This is a genomic window from Ferroacidibacillus organovorans (assembly GCF_001516615.1).
In the GTDB taxonomy this organism is placed as follows: domain Bacteria; phylum Bacillota; class Bacilli; order Alicyclobacillales; family SLC66; genus Ferroacidibacillus; species Ferroacidibacillus ferrooxidans_B.
Map to the genome: position 1 here is coordinate 70,845 of NZ_LPVJ01000054.1, position 23,648 is coordinate 94,492.

At 54.1% G+C, this 23,648-nt stretch carries 28 protein-coding genes and 1 pseudogene; 4 read left to right on the forward strand and 25 right to left on the reverse strand.

Annotated elements, in window-relative coordinates; genetic code table 11:
- Positions 1–8: 8 nt before the first annotated feature.
- The 5 genes from ATW55_RS12060 to upp form a co-directional block, all read right to left on the reverse strand.
- A complete protein-coding gene (locus ATW55_RS12060; protein WP_235587111.1) occupies positions 9–407 on the reverse strand; it encodes a hypothetical protein in 399 nt (132 codons plus the stop codon).
- The gene (locus tag ATW55_RS17365) at positions 404–652 is read right to left on the reverse strand and encodes an AtpZ/AtpI family protein (protein ID WP_423742968.1); all 249 of its coding nucleotides are present in this window, start codon (positions 650–652) and stop codon (positions 404–406) included. The genes ATW55_RS12060 and ATW55_RS17365 overlap by 4 nt, the downstream gene beginning before the upstream one ends.
- Before the next feature lie 258 nt (positions 653–910).
- Positions 911–1,084 carry a phage terminase large subunit family protein gene (locus tag ATW55_RS16165; protein ID WP_235587112.1) on the reverse strand — a complete coding sequence of 58 codons (174 nt, stop codon included), beginning with the start codon at positions 1,082–1,084 and terminating at the stop codon, positions 911–913.
- Between the two features lie 27 nt (positions 1,085–1,111).
- Complete coding sequence (gene wecB / locus ATW55_RS12070; RefSeq protein ID WP_067717959.1) at positions 1,112–2,278, reverse strand: non-hydrolyzing UDP-N-acetylglucosamine 2-epimerase; 1,167 nt, start codon at positions 2,276–2,278, stop codon at positions 1,112–1,114.
- Between the two features lie 22 nt (positions 2,279–2,300).
- Positions 2,301–2,927 carry a uracil phosphoribosyltransferase gene (gene upp, locus ATW55_RS12075; protein ID WP_067717963.1) on the reverse strand — a complete coding sequence of 209 codons (627 nt, stop codon included), beginning with the start codon at positions 2,925–2,927 and terminating at the stop codon, positions 2,301–2,303.
- A gap of 268 nt (positions 2,928–3,195) precedes the next feature.
- Between upp and ATW55_RS12080 the strand changes: the two genes are divergently transcribed.
- Genes ATW55_RS12080 through ATW55_RS12090 form a run of 3 tightly spaced genes read left to right on the forward strand, consistent with a single transcriptional unit; the run spans position 3,196 to position 7,022 of the window.
- Complete coding sequence (locus ATW55_RS12080; RefSeq protein ID WP_067717967.1) at positions 3,196–4,380, forward strand: MGDG synthase family glycosyltransferase; 1,185 nt, start codon at positions 3,196–3,198, stop codon at positions 4,378–4,380.
- A complete protein-coding gene (locus ATW55_RS12085; RefSeq protein ID WP_067717971.1) occupies positions 4,377–5,594 on the forward strand; it encodes an MFS transporter in 1,218 nt (405 codons plus the stop codon). Before ATW55_RS12080 ends, ATW55_RS12085 begins: the two co-directional genes overlap by 4 nt.
- Before the next feature lie 57 nt (positions 5,595–5,651).
- Entirely contained in the window at positions 5,652–7,022 is a 1,371-nt protein-coding gene (locus ATW55_RS12090) for a polysaccharide deacetylase family protein (protein WP_067717974.1), read from the forward strand.
- Positions 7,023–7,081: 59 nt separating this feature from the next.
- On the opposite strand, the gene glyA is transcribed toward ATW55_RS12090, so the two are convergent.
- The 11 genes from glyA to rpmE all read right to left on the reverse strand — a co-directional run bounded on the left by glyA (position 7,082) and on the right by rpmE (position 14,930).
- Positions 7,082–8,314: a serine hydroxymethyltransferase gene (gene glyA, locus ATW55_RS12095; protein WP_067718082.1), complete on the reverse strand. Its 1,233-nt coding sequence runs from the start codon at positions 8,312–8,314 to the stop codon at positions 7,082–7,084.
- A 39-nt stretch (positions 8,315–8,353) separates the two neighbouring features.
- Entirely contained in the window at positions 8,354–8,893 is a 540-nt protein-coding gene (locus ATW55_RS12100) for a TIGR01440 family protein (protein WP_067717978.1), read from the reverse strand.
- A complete protein-coding gene (gene rpiB, locus ATW55_RS12105; RefSeq protein WP_067717982.1) occupies positions 8,890–9,351 on the reverse strand; it encodes a ribose 5-phosphate isomerase B in 462 nt (153 codons plus the stop codon). Before rpiB ends, ATW55_RS12100 begins: the two co-directional genes overlap by 4 nt.
- A gap of 39 nt (positions 9,352–9,390) precedes the next feature.
- On the reverse strand, positions 9,391–9,543 hold the full coding sequence (locus ATW55_RS16365) for a hypothetical protein (protein ID WP_160327241.1): 153 nt from the start codon (positions 9,541–9,543) through the stop codon (positions 9,391–9,393).
- Positions 9,543–9,887 (reverse strand): hypothetical protein, encoded by a 345-nt coding sequence (locus tag ATW55_RS12110; RefSeq protein ID WP_160327242.1) that lies wholly within the window; start codon positions 9,885–9,887, stop codon positions 9,543–9,545. Before ATW55_RS12110 ends, ATW55_RS16365 begins: the two co-directional genes overlap by 1 nt.
- A gap of 35 nt (positions 9,888–9,922) precedes the next feature.
- Positions 9,923–10,525, reverse strand: a complete 603-nt coding sequence (locus tag ATW55_RS12115) for a manganese efflux pump MntP family protein (protein ID WP_067717989.1) — start codon at positions 10,523–10,525, stop codon at positions 9,923–9,925.
- Positions 10,526–10,611: 86 nt separating this feature from the next.
- Entirely contained in the window at positions 10,612–11,718 is a 1,107-nt protein-coding gene (locus ATW55_RS12120) for an L-threonylcarbamoyladenylate synthase (protein ID WP_067717994.1), read from the reverse strand.
- Positions 11,719–11,815: 97 nt separating this feature from the next.
- Positions 11,816–12,508, reverse strand: a complete 693-nt coding sequence (spoIIR, locus tag ATW55_RS12125; RefSeq protein ID WP_067717997.1) for a stage II sporulation protein R — start codon at positions 12,506–12,508, stop codon at positions 11,816–11,818.
- A gap of 128 nt (positions 12,509–12,636) precedes the next feature.
- The gene (gene prmC / locus ATW55_RS12130) at positions 12,637–13,548 is read right to left on the reverse strand and encodes a peptide chain release factor N(5)-glutamine methyltransferase (protein WP_067718000.1); all 912 of its coding nucleotides are present in this window, start codon (positions 13,546–13,548) and stop codon (positions 12,637–12,639) included.
- The gene (gene prfA, locus ATW55_RS12135; RefSeq protein ID WP_067718003.1) at positions 13,545–14,621 is read right to left on the reverse strand and encodes a peptide chain release factor 1; all 1,077 of its coding nucleotides are present in this window, start codon (positions 14,619–14,621) and stop codon (positions 13,545–13,547) included. Before prfA ends, prmC begins: the two co-directional genes overlap by 4 nt.
- A 111-nt stretch (positions 14,622–14,732) precedes the next feature.
- Positions 14,733–14,930 carry a 50S ribosomal protein L31 gene (gene rpmE, locus ATW55_RS12140; RefSeq protein WP_067564120.1) on the reverse strand — a complete coding sequence of 66 codons (198 nt, stop codon included), beginning with the start codon at positions 14,928–14,930 and terminating at the stop codon, positions 14,733–14,735.
- A 199-nt stretch (positions 14,931–15,129) separates the two neighbouring features.
- Here rpmE and ATW55_RS16370 point away from each other — a divergent pair, with 199 nt between their 5' ends.
- Complete coding sequence (locus tag ATW55_RS16370) at positions 15,130–15,267, forward strand: hypothetical protein (protein WP_160327243.1); 138 nt, start codon at positions 15,130–15,132, stop codon at positions 15,265–15,267.
- 37 nt (positions 15,268–15,304) lie between these two features.
- Here ATW55_RS16370 and ATW55_RS12145 read toward each other — a convergent pair whose 3' ends face one another.
- The 9 genes and pseudogenes from ATW55_RS12145 to ATW55_RS12185 all read right to left on the reverse strand — a co-directional run bounded on the left by ATW55_RS12145 (position 15,305) and on the right by ATW55_RS12185 (position 23,608).
- Positions 15,305–16,582, reverse strand: coding sequence for a radical SAM protein (locus ATW55_RS12145; protein ID WP_067718008.1), 1,278 nt, complete (start codon positions 16,580–16,582; stop codon positions 15,305–15,307).
- 81 nt (positions 16,583–16,663) lie between these two features.
- A complete protein-coding gene (gene rho, locus ATW55_RS12150) occupies positions 16,664–18,001 on the reverse strand; it encodes a transcription termination factor Rho (RefSeq protein ID WP_082685823.1) in 1,338 nt (445 codons plus the stop codon).
- Between the two features lie 98 nt (positions 18,002–18,099).
- Positions 18,100–19,065, reverse strand: coding sequence for a class II fructose-bisphosphatase (gene glpX, locus ATW55_RS12155; RefSeq protein WP_067718012.1), 966 nt, complete (start codon positions 19,063–19,065; stop codon positions 18,100–18,102).
- 38 nt (positions 19,066–19,103) lie between these two features.
- Positions 19,104–20,314, reverse strand: a pseudogene (locus tag ATW55_RS12160) (LL-diaminopimelate aminotransferase).
- Between the two features lie 72 nt (positions 20,315–20,386).
- A complete protein-coding gene (locus ATW55_RS12165) occupies positions 20,387–21,028 on the reverse strand; it encodes a hypothetical protein (RefSeq protein WP_067718016.1) in 642 nt (213 codons plus the stop codon).
- 57 nt (positions 21,029–21,085) lie between these two features.
- Positions 21,086–21,940 carry a class II fructose-1,6-bisphosphate aldolase gene (gene fba, locus ATW55_RS12170; RefSeq protein WP_067718019.1) on the reverse strand — a complete coding sequence of 285 codons (855 nt, stop codon included), beginning with the start codon at positions 21,938–21,940 and terminating at the stop codon, positions 21,086–21,088.
- A 41-nt stretch (positions 21,941–21,981) separates the two neighbouring features.
- Positions 21,982–22,803, reverse strand: a complete 822-nt coding sequence (locus tag ATW55_RS12175) for a 3-keto-5-aminohexanoate cleavage protein (RefSeq protein WP_067718023.1) — start codon at positions 22,801–22,803, stop codon at positions 21,982–21,984.
- A 27-nt stretch (positions 22,804–22,830) separates the two neighbouring features.
- Positions 22,831–23,241: a hotdog domain-containing protein gene (locus tag ATW55_RS12180; RefSeq protein ID WP_235587113.1), complete on the reverse strand. Its 411-nt coding sequence runs from the start codon at positions 23,239–23,241 to the stop codon at positions 22,831–22,833.
- Positions 23,231–23,608 carry a response regulator gene (locus tag ATW55_RS12185; RefSeq protein WP_067718027.1) on the reverse strand — a complete coding sequence of 126 codons (378 nt, stop codon included), beginning with the start codon at positions 23,606–23,608 and terminating at the stop codon, positions 23,231–23,233. Before ATW55_RS12185 ends, ATW55_RS12180 begins: the two co-directional genes overlap by 11 nt.
- Positions 23,609–23,648 lie beyond the last annotated feature (40 nt).

Genomic DNA, 23,648 nt, shown 5'->3' on the forward strand with positions numbered 1-23,648 from the left:
TCATTCACCTACTTTCCCCCGGGAAATCGACGGCTGTTTTGGGCCATCCCCCACATGCCTATCACGATGAGCACGAACCCTATTAGATAGCCGACAAGAGCTGTGTACGGGTTGAGACCAGACCTGATCGCGACGACCAAAACCGCCACCAAGACAACCAAGCGGGTCACCATTCCCATCATGCCTGAGGCGAACAACGCACGTCCCTCCATACCATCATTTACATGGCCTTGGCGAATCATGCTATAAATTACGTAAATCCCACCTATTTCTCCCAACAACAGCCCTTTCAGGATCGCGCCGGCATGCGGAAAGATAAATAACGCGATCAGTGACAGGGCGAGCACAAGCAAGCCCATGCGCCAGATCCTACGCACGCGCCGGTTCAATTCTTGCAGATCGTTCATGGCTTCTCTCCCAAAAAGCGTTTAATCAGGAACGACAAGCCGTAAACCCCTGCGAACAACCCGAACAGCACACCGACGAGCGTCGGCCATGCAACGTTCCATCGTTGGGAAAGGGCATGACCCAAGAATCCAAAAACGATCATGGAGACCAACAATTGAAGGGAAGCGCCAGAAAATACTGCAAACGCTTTCCATTCCTTATTTTTTTGGCCCGACCCTCGATCATCTTTGATCTTGGACACCACCCAAACATGTCAGTGGGAGGATTACGCAGTTGCGGTCAACCTCTGTCGGTTCCAAACCGGCTAGCGACCCATTTGTAGCTGGGGATAAATGAAGCGGGAATCCTGACAGACTACCCAGAAATATCATAACACCACAAGGCCTGCCTAACCGGGACCCGCTATAGATACTACACTAGTACGAAAAACATTGTCAATGAAACCTAAACGCGAACAAGCCGCGAAACATGACGATTTTCTGAATCCGCACGAAATGATGCCTTATTGTTCATCCGCGACTTCTTCATGCTCGATAACGACATGCGTATACTCATAGCCATGTGTGCAATGCTCACAGTGCACACGCACCACGCGCTCCCCGACAGGAATGCGCAGCCGATTGTGTTTCCCACATTGCGGGCACTCCGAGTCAATCTCCCAATGCGTATGTTTCACTCCACTCACCCCCCTTGCCAGCATATGCTATGTCCAGCGATTCTCGTCTTTTGCTTTTGGGACAAACGCAGCCGGACGGGCGGCCTGATAAAAAACGTGTTTCAACGCCTCCACAATCCGCTCCGACGCAAAACCGTCACCATACGGACTCGCGGCAATCGCCATTTCGCGGTGCGCGCGCTCATCCGTCAAAAGTTCAAGCGCCTGCGCATACACCTGCTCATACTCCGTTCCGACAAGCCGCAGCGTCCCCGCCTCAATCCCTTCCGGTCGCTCCGTAGTATCCCGCAGCACAAGGCAGGGCACCCCGAGATACGGCGCCTCCTCCTGCATCCCCCCCGAGTCCGTGAGAATGAGGTGTGATCGCGCCATAAAATTATGCGCATCCATCACATCGAGGGGATCAATCAGCGAGATTCTCGGATGATCGCCAAGGATTCTCGCCGCAGGTTCTCGCACCGCAGGATTGAGATGGACCGGATACACCACATGCACATCCTCGACGCGATCGACCAGATCCCGCACAGCGCGAAAAATCTGTTCAAACTTGTCGCCCAGATTCTCGCGGCGGTGCGCCGTCATGAAAATCAAGCGCTGGCCCTTTTTCACCCCATCCAGAACCGGGTGCCGATAGTCTTTTTTCACCGTCGTCTTCATCGCGTCAATCGCCGTGTTCCCCGTGATAAAAATCGCGTCTTCTGGCTTGTTCTCTGCAAGCAAATTGCGTGCCGCCATCGCCGTCGGCGCAAAGTGGAGATCTGCCAACACGCCCGTCAACTGCCGATTCATCTCTTCTGGAAACGGTGAATATTTGTTCCACGTGCGCAGCCCTGCCTCCACGTGACCGATCGCAATCTGCTGATAGTATGCGGCGAGCCCCGCCGCAAACGTCGTCGTCGTATCGCCATGCACCAGCACGATATCCGGTTTTTCTTCTGTCAGGACATCTTCTAGCAAGCGAAGCACCTTCACAGAAATCCGCGTGAGCGTTTGTCGCGCCTCCATGATATCAAGGTCATGGTCCGGAACAATGTCAAACGTCTGCAGCACCTGATCGAGTTGTTCGCGATGCTGCGCAGTGACACACACAATCGTTTCAAACTCATCCGCGCGCCTTAGCGCCTGCACAAGCGGAGCCATCTTCACGGCTTCAGGACGCGTCCCAAAGATCGTCATCACACGTTTACGAGACATGAACTACCCTCCGCGCCAACTTTCAAAGTGTGCCAAACATGCGGTCTCCCGCATCTCCGAGCCCCGGAACGATATACCCTTTTTCATTCAACTTTTGATCAATCGAGATCGTGACAATTTGGACATCCGGGTGATCAAGCTCCAGGCGCGCAATCCCTTCAGGAGCCGCGATGATTGAAGCTAGCAACAACCGGGTTGCCCCGCGCTCTTTTAAACGGGTAAGCGCGGCACTCGCAGAGCCGCCTGTCGCAAGCATCGGATCAAGCACGATCACCAGTCGCTCTTCGAGATTCTCAGGCGTATTCGCGTAATACTCGATCGGCTGTAGCGTCTCGTGATCGCGATAAAGTCCCAAATGGCCAACGGTAGCATTCGTCAAAATCGTCAACATGCCCTCGACCATTCCGAGACCAGCGCGTAATATAGGAACAAGAACAATTTCTTCTGCAACGACGCTCATTTCTGCTTTTGTGACTGGCGTCTCAACCTCGACCGTCTGCATGCGCAATTCTTCTGTGCCTGCGATGGCAAGATAGATCGCAAGTTGTGAGATCAACGCGCGAAATTGGGGCACTTCTGTCTCGCGATTTCGAAGCCTTGCCAGCGCATCCTGCGCGAGTGGATGCTTCACGAGTTTAACTGCGGTCACCTTGAGTCACCCTTATCCATTGTACAAGATCTGCTCATTATACCTGAGCCTACCCTTTCGACGCGAATCATCTTCAATCCTGCACTGAGAAACCCTCAGCTTTGCAAAATAAGGATTGACACATTTTGACGCAAAGAATGAGGTTTACATGAACCTCTTCATGGTAAGATTGGTTAGTTACGAGCACTCATTACGCAATTATTCTTTATGCTGTTACAATGACGAATGGGATGTCCTGATTTGTAGAAGTTCGCTAGGAGGTTCCACCATGTCGAGTTTAACGCGCGTGCTGATTCTCTCGGCCACCTACGGCGAAGGGCATCAGCGTGCGTCTCTCGCCGTTCGCGATGCGCTGCTTGCTAACAATCCAGCGATTGATGTTCAGATCGTCGATTACATTCAGATGGTTCACCCCATGCTGAATTCCTTTGCGCGTTATTTCTATCTGAAAAGTGTCCGATTTGTGCCGGCCCTCTATGGCCTTTTCTACAAGGGAACCAGTAAAATCGCGCCTTCTTCGCTGATTCAGCGAAGGCTCAACCAGCTTGGATATGAAGAATTGGAAGCGTTTCTTCACTCGTTTCGTCCGGATCTCGTCCTTTCAACTTTCCCAACTCCGGCGGGCGTCATGTCGCTCCTGCGCGAGCGCGGGCTGACTTCGATTCCAACGGCCACTGTCATCACGGATCACGCGGTTCACAGTCAATGGATCCACCGCTATACGGATCACTATTTTGTCGGCTCAGAGCATGTAAAACGCGGATTAATGCTGCGCGGCGTTCCCGCGTCACGCGTAACCGTTTCTGGCATTCCCATTGGAAACGCATTTTTACAGCCGGTTGACCGCCCCGCCGTCCTAAAGCGGTTGGGAATGCGCGAAGGGATGCCAACCCTGCTTGTCATGGGCGGCGCTTACGGTGTACTTGGAGATATCGTACAAATTTGTGACGAATTGTTCCAAAGCGAATTTGACATACAGGTGATCGTCGTCTGTGGTCGCAACGAAAAACTGCGCCAGAGCGTCGAAGCGTTGCGACCGGGCGCCAAACACCCTGTGTGGGTTTTTGGATTCACGCGCGAGGTGCACGAACTGATGGCCGTGTCCGACCTGATTTTGACAAAAGCGGGCGGTCTGACCGTGAGTGAAGCGCTCGCCATGGAGGTGCCCATGCTGCTTTATCGCCCGATTCCTGGCCAGGAGACGCAGAACGCGGCATTTCTTGTCCGCTCCCGCGTCGCAGTGCTCGCAAAGACACGCAAGCAGGTTTTCGCCCATGTTGAACGCCTGCTCGGAGGCAGTCCAGCGCGTCTTGCGCGCATGAAAGAGAACACCCGCTTGATCCGCCGCGCGACAGCCGCACAGTCCATTGCTGACGAGTTGCCAAAGATCAACAAAGCCTTGCCGCCGCACGAGATGATGATTGACGAACGCTATTATGCGCAACAGTCATGAAGAAGATTGCGATTGCCATGCCCATTCCGCGCCTGGGGATTCTTACCGGGCTTGCGTTCATTGAATTTGTCCGAAACGCGCTGATGCTGACCATCCTGCCAAACTCTGCGCTAAGCGCAGTCGCGCTGGGCCCCGCAGGTGTCGGTTTCGCAATCAGCGCACACTATTTGTTCGACAATCTTTTGCGCACGCCATCAGGCCTTTTGATCGACCATTTCGGCGCTCCAAAAACGCTGACACTCGGGTTGCTCGTCGCCTCTCTTGGCATTTTGCTCATCGCGACTGCCCAAACGGCTCCACTCTTTGTCGCAGGCGCCGCGTTGTTTGGTGCGGGAGCCGCACCTCTTTGGCCGTCCGTTGTCGGGGCGGTGACCGCCAATGCTGACCCGAATGGAAAGGCAGCCGCCATGGGCAAGATCTATATCGCGTGGCTCATCGGTGGCGGGGCAGGGCCAGTCGTTGTTAATTTTCTCTATGCGACGTCTTATCCAGTCATCTTTACGCTGCTTGAGTCTCTCGTTTTGATCGCCGGTTTTTTTATGCTTCTCTTTCACAAGCAGTTTCCAAAACCGCACGTGGCGAGCACCGCTTCCATCGTAAGCACGCGTAGATATTTTAGTGAGATCATCGTACACTTAAAAGACATACGCGCGCTGTTTCCAATCATGTTCATGCAAACCTTTGCCATGGGATTGCTCATTCCTGTGCTGTCACCCTATATGCGCACCGTTCTCCAGATCGGACCGCAACTCCAGAGTGTAGGAATGATTATTGTGGGGGGCATCACGGCAACCTCTTTGCCGCTGGCGAGCCATCTGATCGACCGCATTGGGTTTCGCCCGTTTTTATCAGGAGGTTTTCTGTTTACAGCGTTGATGCTGGCCCTTTTCCTCACTCAACGCGCCTTTGTGCCGGCACTTATCTGCATGGCTTTTGTCGGCGTGTCCTACGCGGCAATTCTGCCCGCTTGGAACACCATCCTTGATCGGGCGGTCGATGAACGAAAGCGCGGCGTCATGTGGGGGCTTTTCATGACCGTCGAGGGGCTTGGAACGGCGAGCGGGCCTCTTGTCAGCGGGCAGTTGTGGGGGCAAAGCGGCATTCAGGCACCCTTTATCCTCAGCGTGCTTGTCGTCGGTCTCATGGGTGTACTGTATCTCTTTCTGCGCGTGCCTACACTCGTTGAGCGCAGCATCTCTCCAAAGAAAGTCTGAGAAGCGCTTCACGCGCGACGCTTGATGCCATTGGTTTTTTAAAATGAGGTGTTCCTGTTGTATGACGTCTATCTTGCCATCGCGATTTTTTTGGCGCTATGGGTACTCTACGCCCCTCTGGCAGAGCTTCTGTTTCACGTTTTACATATCACGTCCATTCATCGCGGCGATGAATTAAAACGCGATGTGACACTTACCTTTGACGATGGCCCCGACCCAGAATACACGCCGCAGATGCTTGATCTTCTCGATGCGCACCGCGCGCGGGCCGTGTTTTTTTTGATCGGAGAAAAGGCGAGCCGCTATCCCGAATTGGTAAAAGAGATTCTAAGGCGCGGCCACCTCGTCGGGAGTCACACTGCACACCACCGAAACGCTTGGTTTCTCACGCCCTGGCAGACGTTTCGCGAGGTGAAAATGGCGGCAGCCATGATTGAACGCGTGACCCAAGAACCTGTCGTGTGGTTTCGCCCCCCGTGGGGAAGGTTCAATTTGTTCCTGCCGCTCGCCCTGCGCGCCGCTGGCCAGACTCCCGTGCTCTGGTCGATCGCCGGCCGCGATTGGCTCAAGGGATTGCAGATTCCCGCCATCATCAAACGCATTGCAAGGCGGTTTCACAACGGCGCCATCATTTTGCTGCACGACAGCGGCGGCGCCCCCGGCGCGCCGGCGAACACCCTGCGCGCTTTGGAGCAGATTCTTCCACTCTATCAGGAGATGGGTTTTTCATTTACTGTCGAGCCTGTCCTAAACGCGATCAAGGCAAAGGAAAAGCGAAGGGGTTCCTTCCCGCGCCTCGCGCAGCGCATCATCCACCCACTCTGGAGGGTCTGGGAGAAACTGTTCGACCGACTGTACAGCGTCTATCCGATGTCCCGCATGTTTCGCCTGAGCCTGGTATCGTGGCGGCTGGGTCCCCGTCCCGAAGGCGGTTTGGCCAATGGTGTCAAGGTCGTAGAAATTCACCTGCAAAATTTGGCGGTTCAAGAATTGCAGCGTGTACAGCCCGTCGAGCGCATGGCGGTTCGCGGCCTGCGCGAAGTCAGAGACAGCCTGCACGACGTGGCGCTCGCCCTTTTGTATGACACGCGCTTTCAAGAAGGTCAAGCGATTTTTGGCATGACCATGATCCATCGCGGCATGGAAAATTTGGGGTTCCACGTTGAAGAGATCCCCAATACTCCGATCAACCGCTGGATCGGTTTTCTACTCTCTTTCATTATGACACTCTATCATCCTGAGGGACGCAAGCGATTCAGTCACGGACTTGAAGTAATGCAGCCGCGCCTCATGTGGATGTCGCGCCAAGAACTGATCGCGCGTTATGGTCCCGTTGCCGTCAAACCCCTGCGCGACACGAGACAGGCGATGGCTGAAGTCGCGACATCACAACCGCCCGACATGGAGTCGCCACACACAGGACACTAAATACAAATAAAAAACCTGCATGCAGACTATCGCATGCAGGTTTTTTATTCTCTAATGGATTACACCAAATAGGTAAACGAATCATACAGCGGAAAGCGCTGTGTGAGATGCCGAACTTTTTGCATCGCCTGATTGCGCGACGCCTGGTCATCCGTTTTTAGTGTAAGCGAGAAGATTTCCGCGATCTCTTCCATCGCCGCTTCGTCCATCCCGCGCGTTGTAACCGCAGGGGTTCCCACCCGAATTCCGCTCGTGATCCCCGGCTTTTGCGGGTCAAACGGAATCGCGTTTTTGTTGGTCGTCACACCGATCTCATCAAGGCGTTGTTCCGCCTCTTTCCCCGTCAAGTTCACGGAGCGTACATCAATCAGCAAGAGATGGTTGTCCGTGCCTCCTGAGACAAGCGTAAATCCACGCGCCGAGAGTGCGTGCGCAAGCGCCGCCGCATTTTTCACAACCTGCTTCGAATAGGCTTGAAATTCAGGACGCAGCGCCTCGCCAAACGCGACTGCTTTTGCCCCGATGATATGCATGAGCGGCCCGCCTTGAATGCCCGGAAAAAGCGCCTTGTCGAGCGCTTTAGCATAGGTCTCACGCGCGAGAATCAGTCCGCCGCGCGGTCCGCGCAGTGTCTTGTGCGTCGTTGTCGTGACAACATCCGCATAAGGGACAGGACTGGGATGCACGCCACTGGCGACAAGCCCTGCAATATGCGCCATATCCACCATGAGCAGCGCACCTACGCTGTCCGCAATCTCGCGCAGACGCGGAAAGTCAATCACGCGCGGGTACGCACTCGCCCCTGCCACAATCATCTTCGGGCGATGCTCCTGCGCGAGCGCCGCGATCTCGTCATACTTGATGCGGTGCGTTTCTTCATCCACCCCATACGGGATAAACTGGTAGAGCTGGCCAGAAAAGTTTACAGGACTGCCATGCGTAAGGTGACCACCGTGCGCGAGGTTCATGCCGATAACCTTGTCACCCGGTTTTAACAGCGCCTGGTACACTGCCATATTCGCCTGCGCCCCGGAGTGCGGTTGGACATTGACATACTCTGCACCAAACAGTTGCTTCGCGCGCTCCTGCGCAATCCGCTCGACTGTGTCAACATGCTCACAGCCGCCATAATAGCGTCGCCCAGGATAGCCTTCTGCGTACTTGTTGGTGAGAACCGAACCTGCCGCATCCATGACCGCCTTGCTCACGAAATTTTCGGAGGCGATCAATTCGATTTTGGTATTTTGACGAATCCGCTCAGCTTCAAACGCCTTAGCGATTTCTGGGTCCATCACATAAAGGTGTGACAATAAAAACCCTCCATTTTATGATCAAGTATACACCGCGCGAGCGCCTCCTATCAGGCGCGGACGTGTGCGCGCCGCCGTGACGTGCGCGTATCCAATATCTTTTATCGAGAGGCGAATGGGGACTGCAACCGCCCGCAAATGCATGCCTATGAACGTGTCACCGATATCCATCCCCGCATGTGCGCGCACCGCCTCAACCAGTACAGCATCATGCAGACGGCGATACATTTCGGCGGCGACCGCTCCCCCTGCGTGGCGCACGGGAACCGCACTCACTTCTTCGAGCCGTTCGGCCACAAGCGTCTTTCGCTCAACGACAAGCGCGCGATTGAGATGTTCGCAGCACTGCACCGCGAGATCAAAGCCGAGTTCTGACTGAACCTGTAAAAACGCATCGACGAGTTGTGCCGCAATCTCGTCTGAACCTGCCGTGCCAATGGTGTGTCCGCCTACCTCGCTGCTGCTTGCGCCAATCACCAAAAGTTTCCCCGGCGCGAGATCGGCGTGCTCTGACAGTTCTCTGAGCGCGCGACAGGTAACATCGTAGAATGAATCACTCATTCTTGATGCGCCCCGGCTGCATACGCTTCCTCAAGGTCACGGATCTTTTCCAGTCGGCGCGCGTGCCGTCCACCTTCATACGGTGTTAAAAGCCACACTTTTGCAATCTCGACCGCCTGTTGTTCCGAGATGACGCGCCCGCCCATCGTCAAGATGTTGCTGTCATTATGCGCGCGTGTCGCCTCTGCAGAAAAAAGGTCATGCACTGTGGCCGCACGAATGCCCGGCACCTTGTTCGCGGCGATACACATGCCAATGCCTGTACCACACAATAGGATACCGCGATCAAACTCACCTGTCGCAACCCGCTCTGCAACCTGTTTGGCGTAATCCGGGTAATCGACAGACGCCTCTGAATCGCACCCGAAATCTGTCATTGAAACTTGCCCGGAAAGCTCTTTTTTGAGCGCCTCTTTGAGCAAAAAACCACCGTGATCTGATGCAATTGCAACGTTCATGAAAACCCCTCTCTCGCTACCCATATTGTAGATGACCTGTTACTCCTTGCCAAGTTGACGCGCAATGCGATCTGCGATCTCTTCACAAAGCGTTTCCAATTCTTCTGCAACCTTTTCATACGCGGCGGCGGACGAACCAAACGGATCCGCGATGTCAAGCGCTTCTTCATCTTCGAGTGGGTGATCAAGCATCACGTATTCACGAAGCGTATACACTTTGTCAATCGTATCCGGCGCGTCCGCAAGGAGAGCAGCTTATGTTCTCTTGTCATCACAAGAATCAAGTCGACAAGCGACAATTCGTGGTGTTCAACCGGTTTTGAGCGATGGCGTTTCGCCGCTTCCTCCAGACCTCGCTTATCAAGCGACTGCATCGCGCCTGATGAGATGGACTGTCCACGCGCGGCAAAAATGCCAGCTGAATCCACAACGACTTGCTCAGCTAGCCCTTTGCGGCGAAACGCCTCTTCCAAAAGGATCGAGGCCAAGGGCGAACGACACGTATTTCCTGTGCAAACGACCAATATGCGATACATTCGCACTTCCCCCATCAGCATTCTCCAGATGAAATCTAAAAGAAAATTTTGAGGCCAAGCGCCACGAGCACCGCTCCTCCAGCCAATTGGCCATACTCACCGAGCGCCTGGTTGACCTTGCGCCCAACGTAGAGTCCCGCCAGAGAAAGCATTCCACTGAGAAGTCCAAACGCAATGGACGAGAAAAGCGGACTCACTCCTAGTGTACCCAAGGAAAACCCGACAGACAATGCGTCCACACTCACACCCAGTGCGAAAAACGACAATTGGAACAAATTTGACTGCAGTGGTGGAAGCTCATCGTCTGCGATTCGAAGATTCGCCTGCAGTGGCGGAAGTTTTTCGTCCACTTTGCGACGGATCGATTCAAGCGCCATCTTTGATCCAAGAATCATCAGGATAAGTGCAGCGAGACGCTGAAAGATATCCCCAAAAATGCCGTGTAGCCATTTTCCGATCCAGATGCCAGACAGCGGAAGGATCACGTGCAGCGCACTGATCACAAGGGAAAGTCGCACGACATCACGCCAACGCATTCCCTGCGCGCCAAGCCCTACACCGAGCGAGAAAGCGTCCATGCTAAGGGCGATGCCGATGATGATGACCGTTAGAAAACCTGTCGGTTGAATGCCGATCACGTGATGCCCACCCTTCGCATACGACTCCCTGCATTAAATTGCACGTGAGAGTATATGCGACGGGTTGTACGATCATGAGACAAGCGTCAATCGTCGCTGTCCAATTCCTCGACCCGTCCTCCTGCCGCCTTGATCAAGCGGTTCATAATCCCGGATGATCTGTCACTGTGCGTCACGCCTTGCGCGTAAATGCAGTCAATCGACAGACGATCACACGCCCGCAGCGCGTCATAGAGGTGGAATGCATAGGTTTCCAGGTGATCAGGCGATCCGAGTTCAACGCGATACGTCGCATTTTCTGCTCCATCCGTCAGCATAAGCGCTGCCGTTCTTTTCCCGTGCACCTGATCCTCTTCAATCGCCTTTTCAATGCGCGCACGCGATATTGCGAGGTCTTTTGCAACGAACACCTGCAGATCACCCTGCGGCGCATAGTGGCGGTATTTCTGGCCAGGAGAGCGCGGTGCGGTGATGGTCTGCAAAACGCGCGTCGATTCATCCACGATGGTTACATCAGGCGCGAGCACACGCGCCATCTGCGAAACGCTAATCATGCCAGGTCGCAGGATGTGAACCGTTTGGTCGAGCACGCGCACGACGGTTGACTCAATCCCAATCGTGCAGGGCCCACCGTCTAGGATTCCCGCAATTTTCCCGTTGAGGTCTTCTGCGACGTGGGATGCGCGCGTCGGACTCGGCTTGCCGCTGCGATTGGCTGAAGGCGCGGCGAGCGGAAGGTTTGCCGCGCGAATCAGCGCGCGCGCAATCGCGTGATCGGGCATGCGAACCGCCACCGTGTCAAGACCTGCAGTCACAACAGAAGGGACGGCCGCGCGAACAGGGAGTACCACCGTGAGCGGCCCCGGCCAAAAGTGCTCCATCAGTGTCTGCGCAAGCGCCGGGGGAGTAAACGTCAACACATCGAGCATCTCATAATCGGCGATGTGGACGATGAGCGGATTGTCAGAAGGGCGGCCTTTGGCTTTGAAGATCGCGGCAACCGCATCCGAATCAAACGCATTTGCCCCCAGTCCATAGACCGTTTCTGTCGGAAAAGCGACCAGTTGACCAGCATTTAGCAAAGCGCCTGCGTCACGGATCATTCGCGCATTTTGCGCGTTGATCTCTGCGTGCCGCGCCAAAGCCCCGTCGCCATCCAAACCGTACTCAAGCTTCCAATACTTCGTTTCCATACTGCATCATCCTGACTTGACGCTCTATCTGCGCCGTGTTTTTGCCGAATGCCGTTTATCTCGTGACATCCTTTTCAGTTGCACATGCATCGTCTCCTCACACGCTTGCCGAAAAGATTCGTTGCAGTGTCGCCAATCCCTCTTTTAGCCATAATTCTCCATAGTCAACGATGGCCAAGCGAAGCGCCACGGTTGTCGTTTTCCCGTTCGGCTGAAGTATGTGGGTCACCGCAAGCGGAGGATAATCCGGAAAACTCTGCGTAGCGGCAACCGCATCCCCGTCGGCCAGTGCGACAAAACAAAGCGGTGGAAACAATACACACCACCAGTTCTGCCCTGCGCCGCGACCGAGAATGACGCGTAGCGCCATGTATGTACCAGCCGGATAAACGCGGTTGCCGTATAGCTTTGCCGGAAAAACCGTCGGCGTCACCGCCGTTTGCGCCGTATAGGGAAATCCTTCGCTGCGCAGTTTGGCCGTCGCGAGCGCTTCAACGGTAGGCACAGCCTGAATGAGTATCTGCTTTGCCTCGGCGCGCGATGCCACGTGCGCCATACGCGCGCCGATCAGGCTGATGATCTCGTCGCGGATCTGCTGTTTGACATTTTGGTCCGCAGGGCTGTTGCTGTTTGCGATGATGCGAAGCCGAAGCGCGTCGCTCGGAATCACCGCGGCGTTTGGACCGATGAACGCGTCGACCGTATTCATTGGCGCAGCCTGGCTCTTCACTTGACTTAAATACCCAAACGAACCCATCGCGATCAACATAAGCACAACGAGCCATCTCATCTGCCATACCCCCGCCATCCGTTTCTCTGATGGTAAGCAGTATGACCATTCTATGAGACTTCTAAACACTCGCTAGAAGATTCGCCACGGGACAAAAATGAGCAGCCCGCCGACGCGCGCCGTTTCTCTCATCTGTGCGTGCCGTCCGCATGAAACAAAACGACGCGTTCAATGCCTTGTTCATCCCGCAGCACCTCGACATCCGCGCCCGCAAAAGCACTGCCGCCAAGCTTTACCACGGCGTCTGCCTGATCGATGCCAATCTCAAACGCGACAAGATAGGCTGTGGCTAATAGATCTCTGCATCCACTGGCAATAGCCCGGTACGCGTCGAGGCCGTCTGCGCCGCCAAACAGCGCGAGATGCGGCTCATACTGCGCCACCTCCGGCTGCAAACGTACCGCTTCCTCCTGTGGAATATAAGGAGGATTTGAGAGAATGAGAGAAAACGGCGCGAGCGTCCGCAGAGCTGCACCGTCAGCATATGATGCCTGCACAAATGTGATCATCGACGAAACGCCCATCCGCAAGGCATTGATGCGCGCCACATCAAGAGCAGATTGCGAGAGATCCGACGCGACGATGCGGACGTCACACGCGCAAACCCTTTGCAACTCGCGCGCGGCGAGTGCGAGACTGACGGCGATTGCACCTGAGCCCGTACCAATATCTAGCACCGCAATCGATGACTCGCGCGGCATTCGCGCTTCCAGATAGGCGCGCCCGCGCCTGACGAGCAACTCCGTTTCCGGACGTGGAATCAGCACGCGCCCGTCGACCCAAAAGACAGCCCCACAAAATTCAGCCTCATTGAGCACATATTGAAGTGGCTCACGTTTGGCGCGGCGCGCCACAAGCGCCGCAAATGTTTCAACGTGCACATCTGCAACAGGCTCATCCGGCTGTAGGAACACCTCGGCGGTGCTAAGCCCTGTGACGTGCTGGAAGATCCACTGTGACGTGCGCTCAGGAATCTCTACACCGGCGGCGCGCAATTGCTTCGCGGCGCGCACCAGCACTTCTTTTCTCGTCACACTCATGCGCTAAAATTCGCCTGTTCCAGTTTCTCAGCCTGCTCTTTTGCGACAAGCGAGTGTATGATTTCATCCAGATCGCCGCCAAGCACAGCGTCGAGTCGGTGCAGGGTCAAATTGATCCGATGATCCGTTACGCGACTCTGCGGAAAATTATAGGTGCGGATCCGTTCGCTGCGATCACCCGTACCGACCGCGGATTTCCGTTGTTCCGCATACTCCTGTTGCTGTTCTTGCTGATATTTCTCATAGAGGCGCGCGCGCAAAACACGCATCGCCTTGTCACGGTTTTTCAACTGTGACTTTTCATCCTGGCACGACACCACAAGATTGGTCGGCAAGTGGGTTATGCGCACGGCAGACTGGGTGGTGTTCACACTTTGACCGCCCGGCCCTGTAGAGCAAAAGGTATCGATGCGCAAGTCTTTTTCATGAATTTCCACCTCGACCTCTTCCACCTCGGGAAGCACGGCAACTGTCGCCGTCGATGTGTGAATGCGTCCACCAGATTCGGTGGCGGGCACGCGCTGCACACGGTGCGCGCCACTCTCAAATTTTAAGAGACGGTATGCACCAGGTCCCTGAACACTGAAGACCGCCTCTTTAATTCCGCCAATGTCATTTTGGCTCACGTCGATCACTTCGACACGCCATCCTTTGCGATCTGCAAAGCGTCCATACATGCGAAAGAGGTCGTTCGCAAACAGCGCCGCTTCATCCCCACCGGCGGCTCCTCGAATTTCAACGATCACATTCTTGTCATCGTTCTTATCCTTTGGCAGCAACAAGACCAACAACTGCTTTTCCAACGCTTCTTCTTGGCTCGCCAAGTCCGCAATCTCCGCTTTCACCATGTCGCGAAGTTCATCATCAAGCTTTTCAGAGAGCATCTCCTTGGCTGCTTTGCGCTCCTCCACGACACGCTTATAGGTCCGATACGTGTGCACCGTGTCGGACAAATCCGCCTGTTCTTTTGCGTACTGGCGCAGTTTGCTCATATCCGAGATCACGTCCGGATCGGAGAGCAGTTGCTCCAAATCTTCGTAGCGACGTTCAACTGCTTCCAGACGATGGAACATCCTTTACGCGCCTCCTACGCACCCGCAATTTCGCGGTTTCTTATATTCCTTCAATCACGTCAAATAGCACCGCGCAGCTCACGCGGTGCCTTTGGGAAAACAAAGAAATCCCTACATACCGTATTTTTTGCGAAACTTGTCTACGCGACCGCCTGCGTCGATAAACTTCTGCTTACCCGTGAAAAAAGGGTGGCATTTTGAGCAGACCTCTACGCGAAGATTTCCTTTTACGGAACCTGTCTCAAACTGTTCGCCGCACGCACATGTCACTGTCGCTTTTTGATATTCTGGATGAATCGCTGTTTTCACTACGTACACCTCCAAATAAACCTTGATTCCATAACGAATATATTATCACGCAGGCCACAAACAAACAAGTCCTGAATTCATCTGCTTGCGCACGAATCTGTGCTGGTATTCTTCAATTGCTTATTTACAAAATGTGTATTTACTTAAAAATGATTGCAGGTTAGGATACATCTGTAATCCAACGAAAGGGAGTGTTGTATTGAAAAAGAAAAAACAAAGCCGCAAACTCTCAGCCTTGCTTTTTGCGGGTGTACTGGCAGGCGTGCTGGGAATCGCAATCGCGCCGAACTTCATGACATTGCCGCCAACCTCTTCTCCGCCGCCAGTGTTAAACTAATTCCCTTCTTTGATCCCTCGCGCAAAACCATGCACCGTTATCTGTTCGGCTGCGCGAGGGGCTTATCAAACCAACCTGGTTCATGAGTGTAACTCCCCAACCGAAGTCCCGGGCACTCTTCGATGAGCGTCTCCATCATCGCGAGAATGCCGATTGGTTCTTCTTGACGTTGTGGCACTCGCTGCAAATAATAGTCTGGGTCGATGTTTAAATTTCTCAATTGAACCAAGCGAACACCCGTGGAACGTATGAACTCAATCATCGCTTCAAGCTCTGTCGGTGTGTCTGACACGCCTGGAAAGATAAGATAGTTCAGTGAAACGAGAACACCGTGCTCCGACGCATAACGCGCAGACTCTGCCACATTGCCAAGCGTATATCCTCTCGGCTGGTAATACGCGTCGTAGTGGTCCTCACATGCACTGATTGTCGAGACACGCATCAGGTCAAGCCCGGCATCGACAATGCGTTTGATCTGATGCGTCAATCCGGCATTCGTGTTGATGTTGATGTATCCCGTTGAAATTTGCTCCCTCACGCGCATGATCGCCTCTGCAAGTTCTCGGCCACGCGTTGCGGGTTCGCCCTCACATCCCTGTCCAAACGAGATGATTCCCGCAGGACCGCTGCTAGTCAGATGCCGCACCATGACTTCAACCATTTCGTCAACCGACGGTCGAAGCGTCATGCGAATCTGCGGCGAGGGAAACCCTGCCTCGTCCGGTTGGTCACTGATACACCCGACACACCCTGCATTGCATGAAGATGAGACAGGCAAACCGCCCTCATTTTTACCGACAAACGTGTTGCGCGACGTTACGCATTCATACGTGAGCGCACACGTCGATAATTGCTCGTATACGCGATTTTCTTGATAGAGCTGGCGCGTCTCTGCCACCGCAGACTGAATCTGCTTATCCGTATACTGCGTCGGATCCCACGGCGCCGGTTGGTCCGTTTCGTGCGCGGCAACGAAAAACGAACCATCCTGAAACCCCACGGCTGTATATCCAAAAAGAGGAAATGGTTTGCTGTCCTTCGTTTTGTGATAGGCCGGGACATAAAGGCGAGTATAGCCTTGCGGCAGCAGTGCGCCAACCGCGCGATACGTGGATGGGAGCGCTTTGAGTTTCGATTCTACCGGGTCAAGGCCAAGCGCCATTGTGTCAGGCATCCCCGCAAGCACAGCGCCGCGCGGGAGAGGAATCCATTCTTCCTCGGTTAATTCGGTCACAGCCGAACCCGTTCGACCAACCGCGAGCAACGCGTCGGAGTCAAACACTCGCCCACGCGCATCCGCGTATACCAGGTTCATTCTTTCACACCTTCTTAAATAGAGGATGCTGTAATAAAGCAGTTCCTGTGCACAACTGCACCACGCAACGTATGGGTCACATTATTTGGAGTGGGCTGTACTCGAAGACGGTCGATGCGGTTTCTCCCGCTCTTCTCGAGAAACGCGCTCTGTGCGATGGCTCGGACGCTCTCTCGCCTCTGTCGTCGTTTCGAGAGTTGCGAGAAATTCCGCATTTGTTTTCGTATGTGTAAAGCGCCGTAAAAAAAGTTCTGTAAAGTCGTTGTTCTCGCTCATAGACCTGCGCAATGCCCAGATTTTTTCAAGTTCTTCTGCTGTAAGAAGCTGCTCTTCACGCCGAGTACCTGATCTCCGAATGTCGAACGCCGGAAAAATTCGCTTCTCCGCAAGCCGTCGATCAAGGTGCAACTCAAGGTTACCCGTTCCTTTAAACTCTTCGTAGATGACATCGTCCATGCGCGAGCCGGTGTCGACAAGTGTTGTTGCGATAATCGTCAAACTTCCACCTTCTTCAATATTTCGCGCCGCGCCAAAAAACCGCTTGGGGCGATGAAACGCAGCAGGGTCAATGCCTCCGGAAAGGGTTCGGCCGCTGGGGGGAATCACCAAGTTATAAGCGCGTGTGAGTCTTGTCAGGCTGTCCATCAAAATGACGACGTCTCGCTTGTGTTCAACGAGGCGCATGGCGCGCTCAAGCACAAGCTCAGCCACTTTGATGTGGTTTTCAGGCACCTCGTCAAATGTCGACGCGATCACCTCGCCATTTACGGAACGCTGCATATCGGTGACTTCTTCTGGGCGCTCATCGATCAAAAGCACAAACAGGTCAACACTCGGATAGTTTTGCGACACACTGTTTGCAATTTCCTTTAAAAGCAACGTTTTTCCGGCTTTCGGTGGAGCGACAATCAAACCGCGTTGCCCAAGACCAACAGGCGCCAATAAATCCATCAGACGTGTCGCGTACTTATTGGGGTTAGTTTCGAGAACCATCTTTTTTTGAGGAAAGAGTGGTGTGAGTGCGGGGAAGTGAGGTCGTTCCGATGCTGCGTCAGGGCTTGTGCCATTTACCGCTTCGACCTGAAGTAGCCCAAAGTAGCGCTCATTGTCTTTTGGCGGCCGCACTTTACCGGATACCAGATCGCCAGCTCTCAAGTCAAATCGTCGAATCTGCGATGTAGCCACATAAATATCTTCAAGGCTTGGCAAGTAGCCGATCGGTCTTAGAAAACCGTATCCTTCAGACATGATATCAAGAACGCCTTCTGCAAAAATAAGTCCGTCCTTTTCAGCCTGAGCTCGCAACACTGCAAAAATCAGCTCTTTTTTCTTCATACCAGCGTAGTGTGCAATCTGGAATTCCTTCGCCAGTTTGTAGAGATCCGCGAGCTTTTTTGACTCTAGCTCTTCAATTTTCAAGTGTACCTACCCTCACACGATCAGAATATCAAAACCTAGTATATCATGTTTACCCGCATGAAAACATTTTATGCAGATTTAAAACCACAAACCCCGTCTTAAACAAACACGAGGTTTGGCTTTTTTGACAAATCGTGACGCGTTTCGATAAAACGTACCGTCCCACTGCTTGCTCTCATAACCAAAGAGTGTGTTGTCGCGATAGAGCCACCGAGAAAACGCACCCCGCGCAACAACTCACCCTCTGTGACACCTGTGGCCGCAAAGATCGCGTCATCCCCGCGAATCAGGTCATCCATCCTGAGAACTTGCGAAGGATCGGAAACACCCATGCGAATACAGCGCTCCCGCTCCGAATCATCCGCCGGAAGCAGTCTTCCCTGCAATTCACCGCCAAGACACTTTAACGCCGCCGCTGCCAAAACGCCTTCTGGAGCGCCGCCCGACCCAAACATGATATCTACGCCTGTCTCTGCAAACGCTGTATTAACCGCCGCCGCAACATCGCCATCCGTGATCAACTTGATGCGCGCACCCGTTTTTCTGATGCGGTCAATGAGGGTTTGATGGCGCGGTCGGTCGAGCAGAATCGCCACGACATCTTCGATCGCTTTTCCCTTAGCGCGCGCAACCGCGTGAAGATTATCTTCGACTTCCGCCTCAAGATCCACCATGCCGCGCGCCTCTGGTCCGACAGCCAGTTTCTCCATGTACATGTCAGGTGCGTGCAAAAGCGTTCCTGCGGGTGCCACGGCTACAACCGCCATCGCGTTCCACAAGCCCTTTGCCACAATGTTTGTGCCTTCGAGCGGATCGACCGCCACATCCACCTGGTCCTTCCCCCGGCCGAGACGCTCCCCGATATAAAGCATGGGAGCCTCGTCCATCTCCCCTTCGCCGATGACAACTGTCCCTTCAATGTCAATCGTGTCAAAGACAGCGCGCATCGCTGTGGTCGCCGCCTGATCAGCCTCGTTCTTTTTCCCCGTCCCCATCCAACGGGCGGCAGCAAGGGCCGCCGCCTCTGTGACGCGGGCAAACTCAATGGCGAGTTCGCGATCCATCAGGCACTAGCCCCTTTCCCATCCTTTTTGGCTCTGCATTAAAACTCAAACGATACATCTGAGAGTCTGCGCTTGATTTCCGCGATGACCTCACGCTCAGCCACTTGGTCATCCGCCTCAAACGTCACACTGAATCGCACAAACGCACCTGCGTCGTCCCACGGCACCGTAGAGATCTGTTTTTCCGTAATCAGCCATTCGGAAAACGCCTCTGCCGAGTCAAAACGTACACCTCCTCGAATCCCGCGCGCGCCGCCGCATAGAGAAAGAAAGATCCTTTCGGTTTTTCCACGCGAAACCCGACTGAGCGCAACGCGTCGACGAGCATGTTGTGGCGGCGTGAGTATTTCTCCGCGATGTCAGTCGTGATAGACGGATTTTCAAGGCCGACCATCGCCGCCTTCTGGATCGCGATAAACTGACCTGAATCATAGTTGTCTTTCACGGTCGCAAGCCCTTTGACCGCCAATTCCTGCCCGGCCACAAACGCGATACGCCACCCTGTCATATTAAATGCTTTCGAAAGCGAGAAGAGTTCGATCCCCACATCTTTTGCACCTGGAATCGAGAGAAAGGAAAGCGGTTTTGCACCGTCAAACGTGAGACTTGCGTAAGCGGCGTCGTGCACAATCAAAATCTCATGCCGCTTTGCAAACGCGACGGCCTTCTCAAAAAATTCCGGTGTTGCCGACGCGCCTGTCGGGTTGTTCGGATAGTTCAGGTAAAGCAGCTTCGCCTTTTTGCACACCGCTTCAGGAATGGAGTCCAGATCAGGAAGGAACCGGTTCCCCTCATGAATCGGCAGTGTATACACTTCACCGCCGAGAAAGCGCGTGTGCGTGCCGAGAACAGGGTAATTGGGAATGGGCATGAGCGCGATGTCCCCTGGATTAATGAATGCAAGAGGGATCATGGCGAGCGCTGGCTTTGAGCCAATCGTGTGGTTGATCTCCCGCTCCGGGTCGACTTCAACCCCGTAAACCTGTTGCAAATAACGCGCGGCTGCCACTTTAAACTCAGGAATGCCATTATCCGCGTAAAACCGATTTTCTTTTTTTCGCGCCTCGACTGCAAGTCGATCAACGATCCAGTCGTGCGCCCGATCATCCGGTTCGCCAACGCCCATATCAATCATCGGAACGTCAGGATGCGCCTTTTTCGCAGCCGCTTTCGCGCGTTTGATTTTCTCGAATTTATATATCACTGTGTCTTTGCCAAAGTTTGCGCCGCCTATGCGATCCGCAAACATTTTTTGAATGTAACTCTCTGACAAATCCTCTCACTCCTTGCGCGTTTTTCGCCAAACGCGGCTCTCATTGTATCAGTCACTTTTCCAGTGTGTCAGAATGCGACGCATCCCCGCTTCCGTAACGGGATGATCCATACTATGCAAAAGCGGTAGAAAAGGGAGGATCAAACCGTCTGCCCCTGCTTCGCAGGCTTGAAGCGCCGAAACGGGATCATACATTCCTGCGAGGTAAATGTGAGGGACATCTTCTCGTACAGCGAAGCGCAACGCGCGAAGAAAGCGAAACGGATCCATGCCCACATCTGCGAATCTGGCGCCGTCGACACAGAGTGCGCGGCATCCTGCGCGGCCCGCAGCAATGCCTTGCGCGATGGATGCAAGGTGTAGCGCGCCGACACCACCGTTTAACAATGGATCCGATTTACGCAAGTGATGCGCGGCGCGGCATAGCTCAATGGTGAACGATCCTGCGCCGATCATCTCTGTATCCGCGCTAACCGTGTGCAACTCCAATTCCTTGATCATGCCGTCTGCGTCAAGCGCATCCAGTTCAACCACAATGCGCGAGAATCCGCACGCAGCGGCTTCTCGAACACGCTCTTGATACGCGCGCTCGCAAAGCTTTTCACGCGGCAACCAAACGGAATCAATAAATCCAAACGCAGCGGCGCATCGCAATTCTTCGAGATCCGCTGACTGAAGAATGAGTTGCACAGTCCCATCATCCCTGGTAAAAACGCAAACGCGTCATTTTATCCCGCTTCGCAAGTGTTAGGCGCGGTTGGCACTGCCGAACAGACGGATTTTTGTGCGAACGGCTTCCTTGATCGCTTCCCGCGCAGGACCGAGGTATTTCCGCGGATCGTACACGTTTTTATCCTTCTCAAAAATCGCGCGAATCGTATCGGTGAACGCTGACTGATTCTCTGTGTTCACATTGATTTTACTGACGCCAAAGCGAATCGCCTGCAGGATGTCTTCATCCGGAATGCCAGTGCCCCCGTGCAACACCAGCGGAACACCCGTCACGTCACGGACATCCTTCAACCGATCAAACGCAAGCTCAGGCTTCCCTTTATAATGCCCATGCGCTGATCCAATCGCCGGAGCAAATGCGTCAACACCCGTCTTTTTCACAAAAACTTCTGCCTCATCCACACGCACAAGCGCCGCTTCACGCGCATCCACCGTGAGATCATCCTCGACGCCGCCAATGCGGCCGAGTTCTGCCTCGACGTGAACGCCTACCGCGTGACTCGCCTCGACCACCTTTTGCGTGACTGCCAGATTCTCTTCAAATGGATGGTGAGATCCATCGATCATCACAGACGTAAACCCATTTCGAATGCATTTCATCACCATATCAAAACTGCTGCCGTGATCGAGGTGGAGAATGACGGGAACCTTCGATTTCTCGGCAGCAGCTCGAACGATAGCAACCATATAGTCAAGACCCATATATTTAATCGCGCCTTCTGAAGCGCCAAGAATCACAGGAGACCCTTCCTCGTTAGCTACTTCAACGATCGCCTGCGTAAACTCCAGATTGTTGATATTGAATTGCCCTACAGCATATCCATTTTGCAAACCGTCGTTCAGCACCTGCTTAAATGAACCAAATGGCATGTGGATCGCTCCTTTTCTCCTCATCATTCAAGATCAGCATATCACGAAAGTCGCTTGATCCCAAGAATCGAGCGCGCTTCATCCGCCGACGCAACCGTCCGCCCCATCTCTTCAGCCAGACGCTTCACACGCGCGACCAGTTCTGCGTTGCCCGTTGCCAAGCGACCCTTGCTGTAATAAATGTTGTCCTCAAGTCCGACGCGAACATGACCACCCATCGCAACCCCCATCATCGCCATGGGAAGTTGGGCGCGCCCGATCCCCGCCACAGACCATGAGCACCCAGGCGGCAGTGAGTCGACCAAAAAGGTGAGATTTCTCGCCGTCGCAGCAAGCGCGCCAGGCACCCCAAGCACAAAATCAAAATGCAAAGGCAGGGAGAATATCCCCTGCCGCACCAAGTACATCGCATTCTCAATCATGGCGACATCAAACACTTCAATCTCCGGCGTGATGTGGTACGCGGCCATCCGCTTCGCAAACGACAGAATATCCCCCATCCGATTGACAAAGACATCCTCGCCAAAATTGACTGTTCCGGTCGAAAGTGTAGCCATTTCTGGACAAAGCGAAAGCACGGCGGAGCGCGACTCCGCCGTCATGCCAACTGCGCCGCCCGTCGAAACCTGAATGATGACATTCGTGCGCGCCCGAATTTCGCTGATAATTTCGCGATATACAGAAGGATCTTGCGTGGCTGCGCCGCGCTCGTCCCGCGCATGAACGTGAACCAGCGCCGCACCCGCCGCATGCGCGCGCGCCGCCTCCTCCGCGATCTCAACCGGGGTGAGCGGGAGCACTGGCGTTTGTTCACGCGTGACCTCCGCACCATTGAGGGCGGCCGTGATGATCAACGGCTCCATGTCACACTTCCTTTCCGAGAATCTCGCTCAGATGGTTTCGGACTTTTTCAGCCGTTGTTTCTCAAGAGGGACAACGCACGTGCCGCTCGCCTCCGCCACAAGCTGCGGGGGCGTCAAAACGCGCGCGGCTGAAGGCTGCTCTGGATCACCGAGTGAAGTGATCACCTTATGAACTTGAAACTCCATGCGCCGCGAGGTGCGCCCAATATGTACAATCCGACCTGTCGCCTCCACATAATCCCCGCCGTAAACGGGCGCCAAAAACGTCACGCGATCATACGCACAAAAGAGCCCCTCATCTCCATCAAGGCGGATCAAGAGCTCCGTGGCGACATCCCCAAACAATTGCAGCATGCGTGCACCATCGACGAGATTGCCCGCGTAGTGCGCATCTGCAGAAGACAGTCGCACGCGCAGCATCACCGTTTCATCCAACACGCGGCACAACCCCCACCTGCGACGCGACAAAGCGGCGCAATTCATCAATGTCAAACGGCTTTGTAAAGTGACCCACCGCACCATGCGCGATCGCTTCTTTGACAAATCCCAATTCTCCGTACGCTGTCATCATCGCGACCTTTACGTGGGGCTGTACTTGACGCAATCCCTTCAAAATCTCAAGTCCATCCATTCCCGGAATCTTCATATCAAGAAGGACAAAATCAAAGGCTTTCCTTTGAAGATGGTCTAATGCTTCCTTGCCGTTTGCGGCTAGTTCCACATCATACCCTTCACGTTCCAGAACCTCCTGCAAAAGAATGCGGATGCCGAATTGGTCATCGACCACAAGAACACGACGTGCCAAGACCCGTTTCCCTCCCTTCTTTGCAAAGGTTGAATCCAGA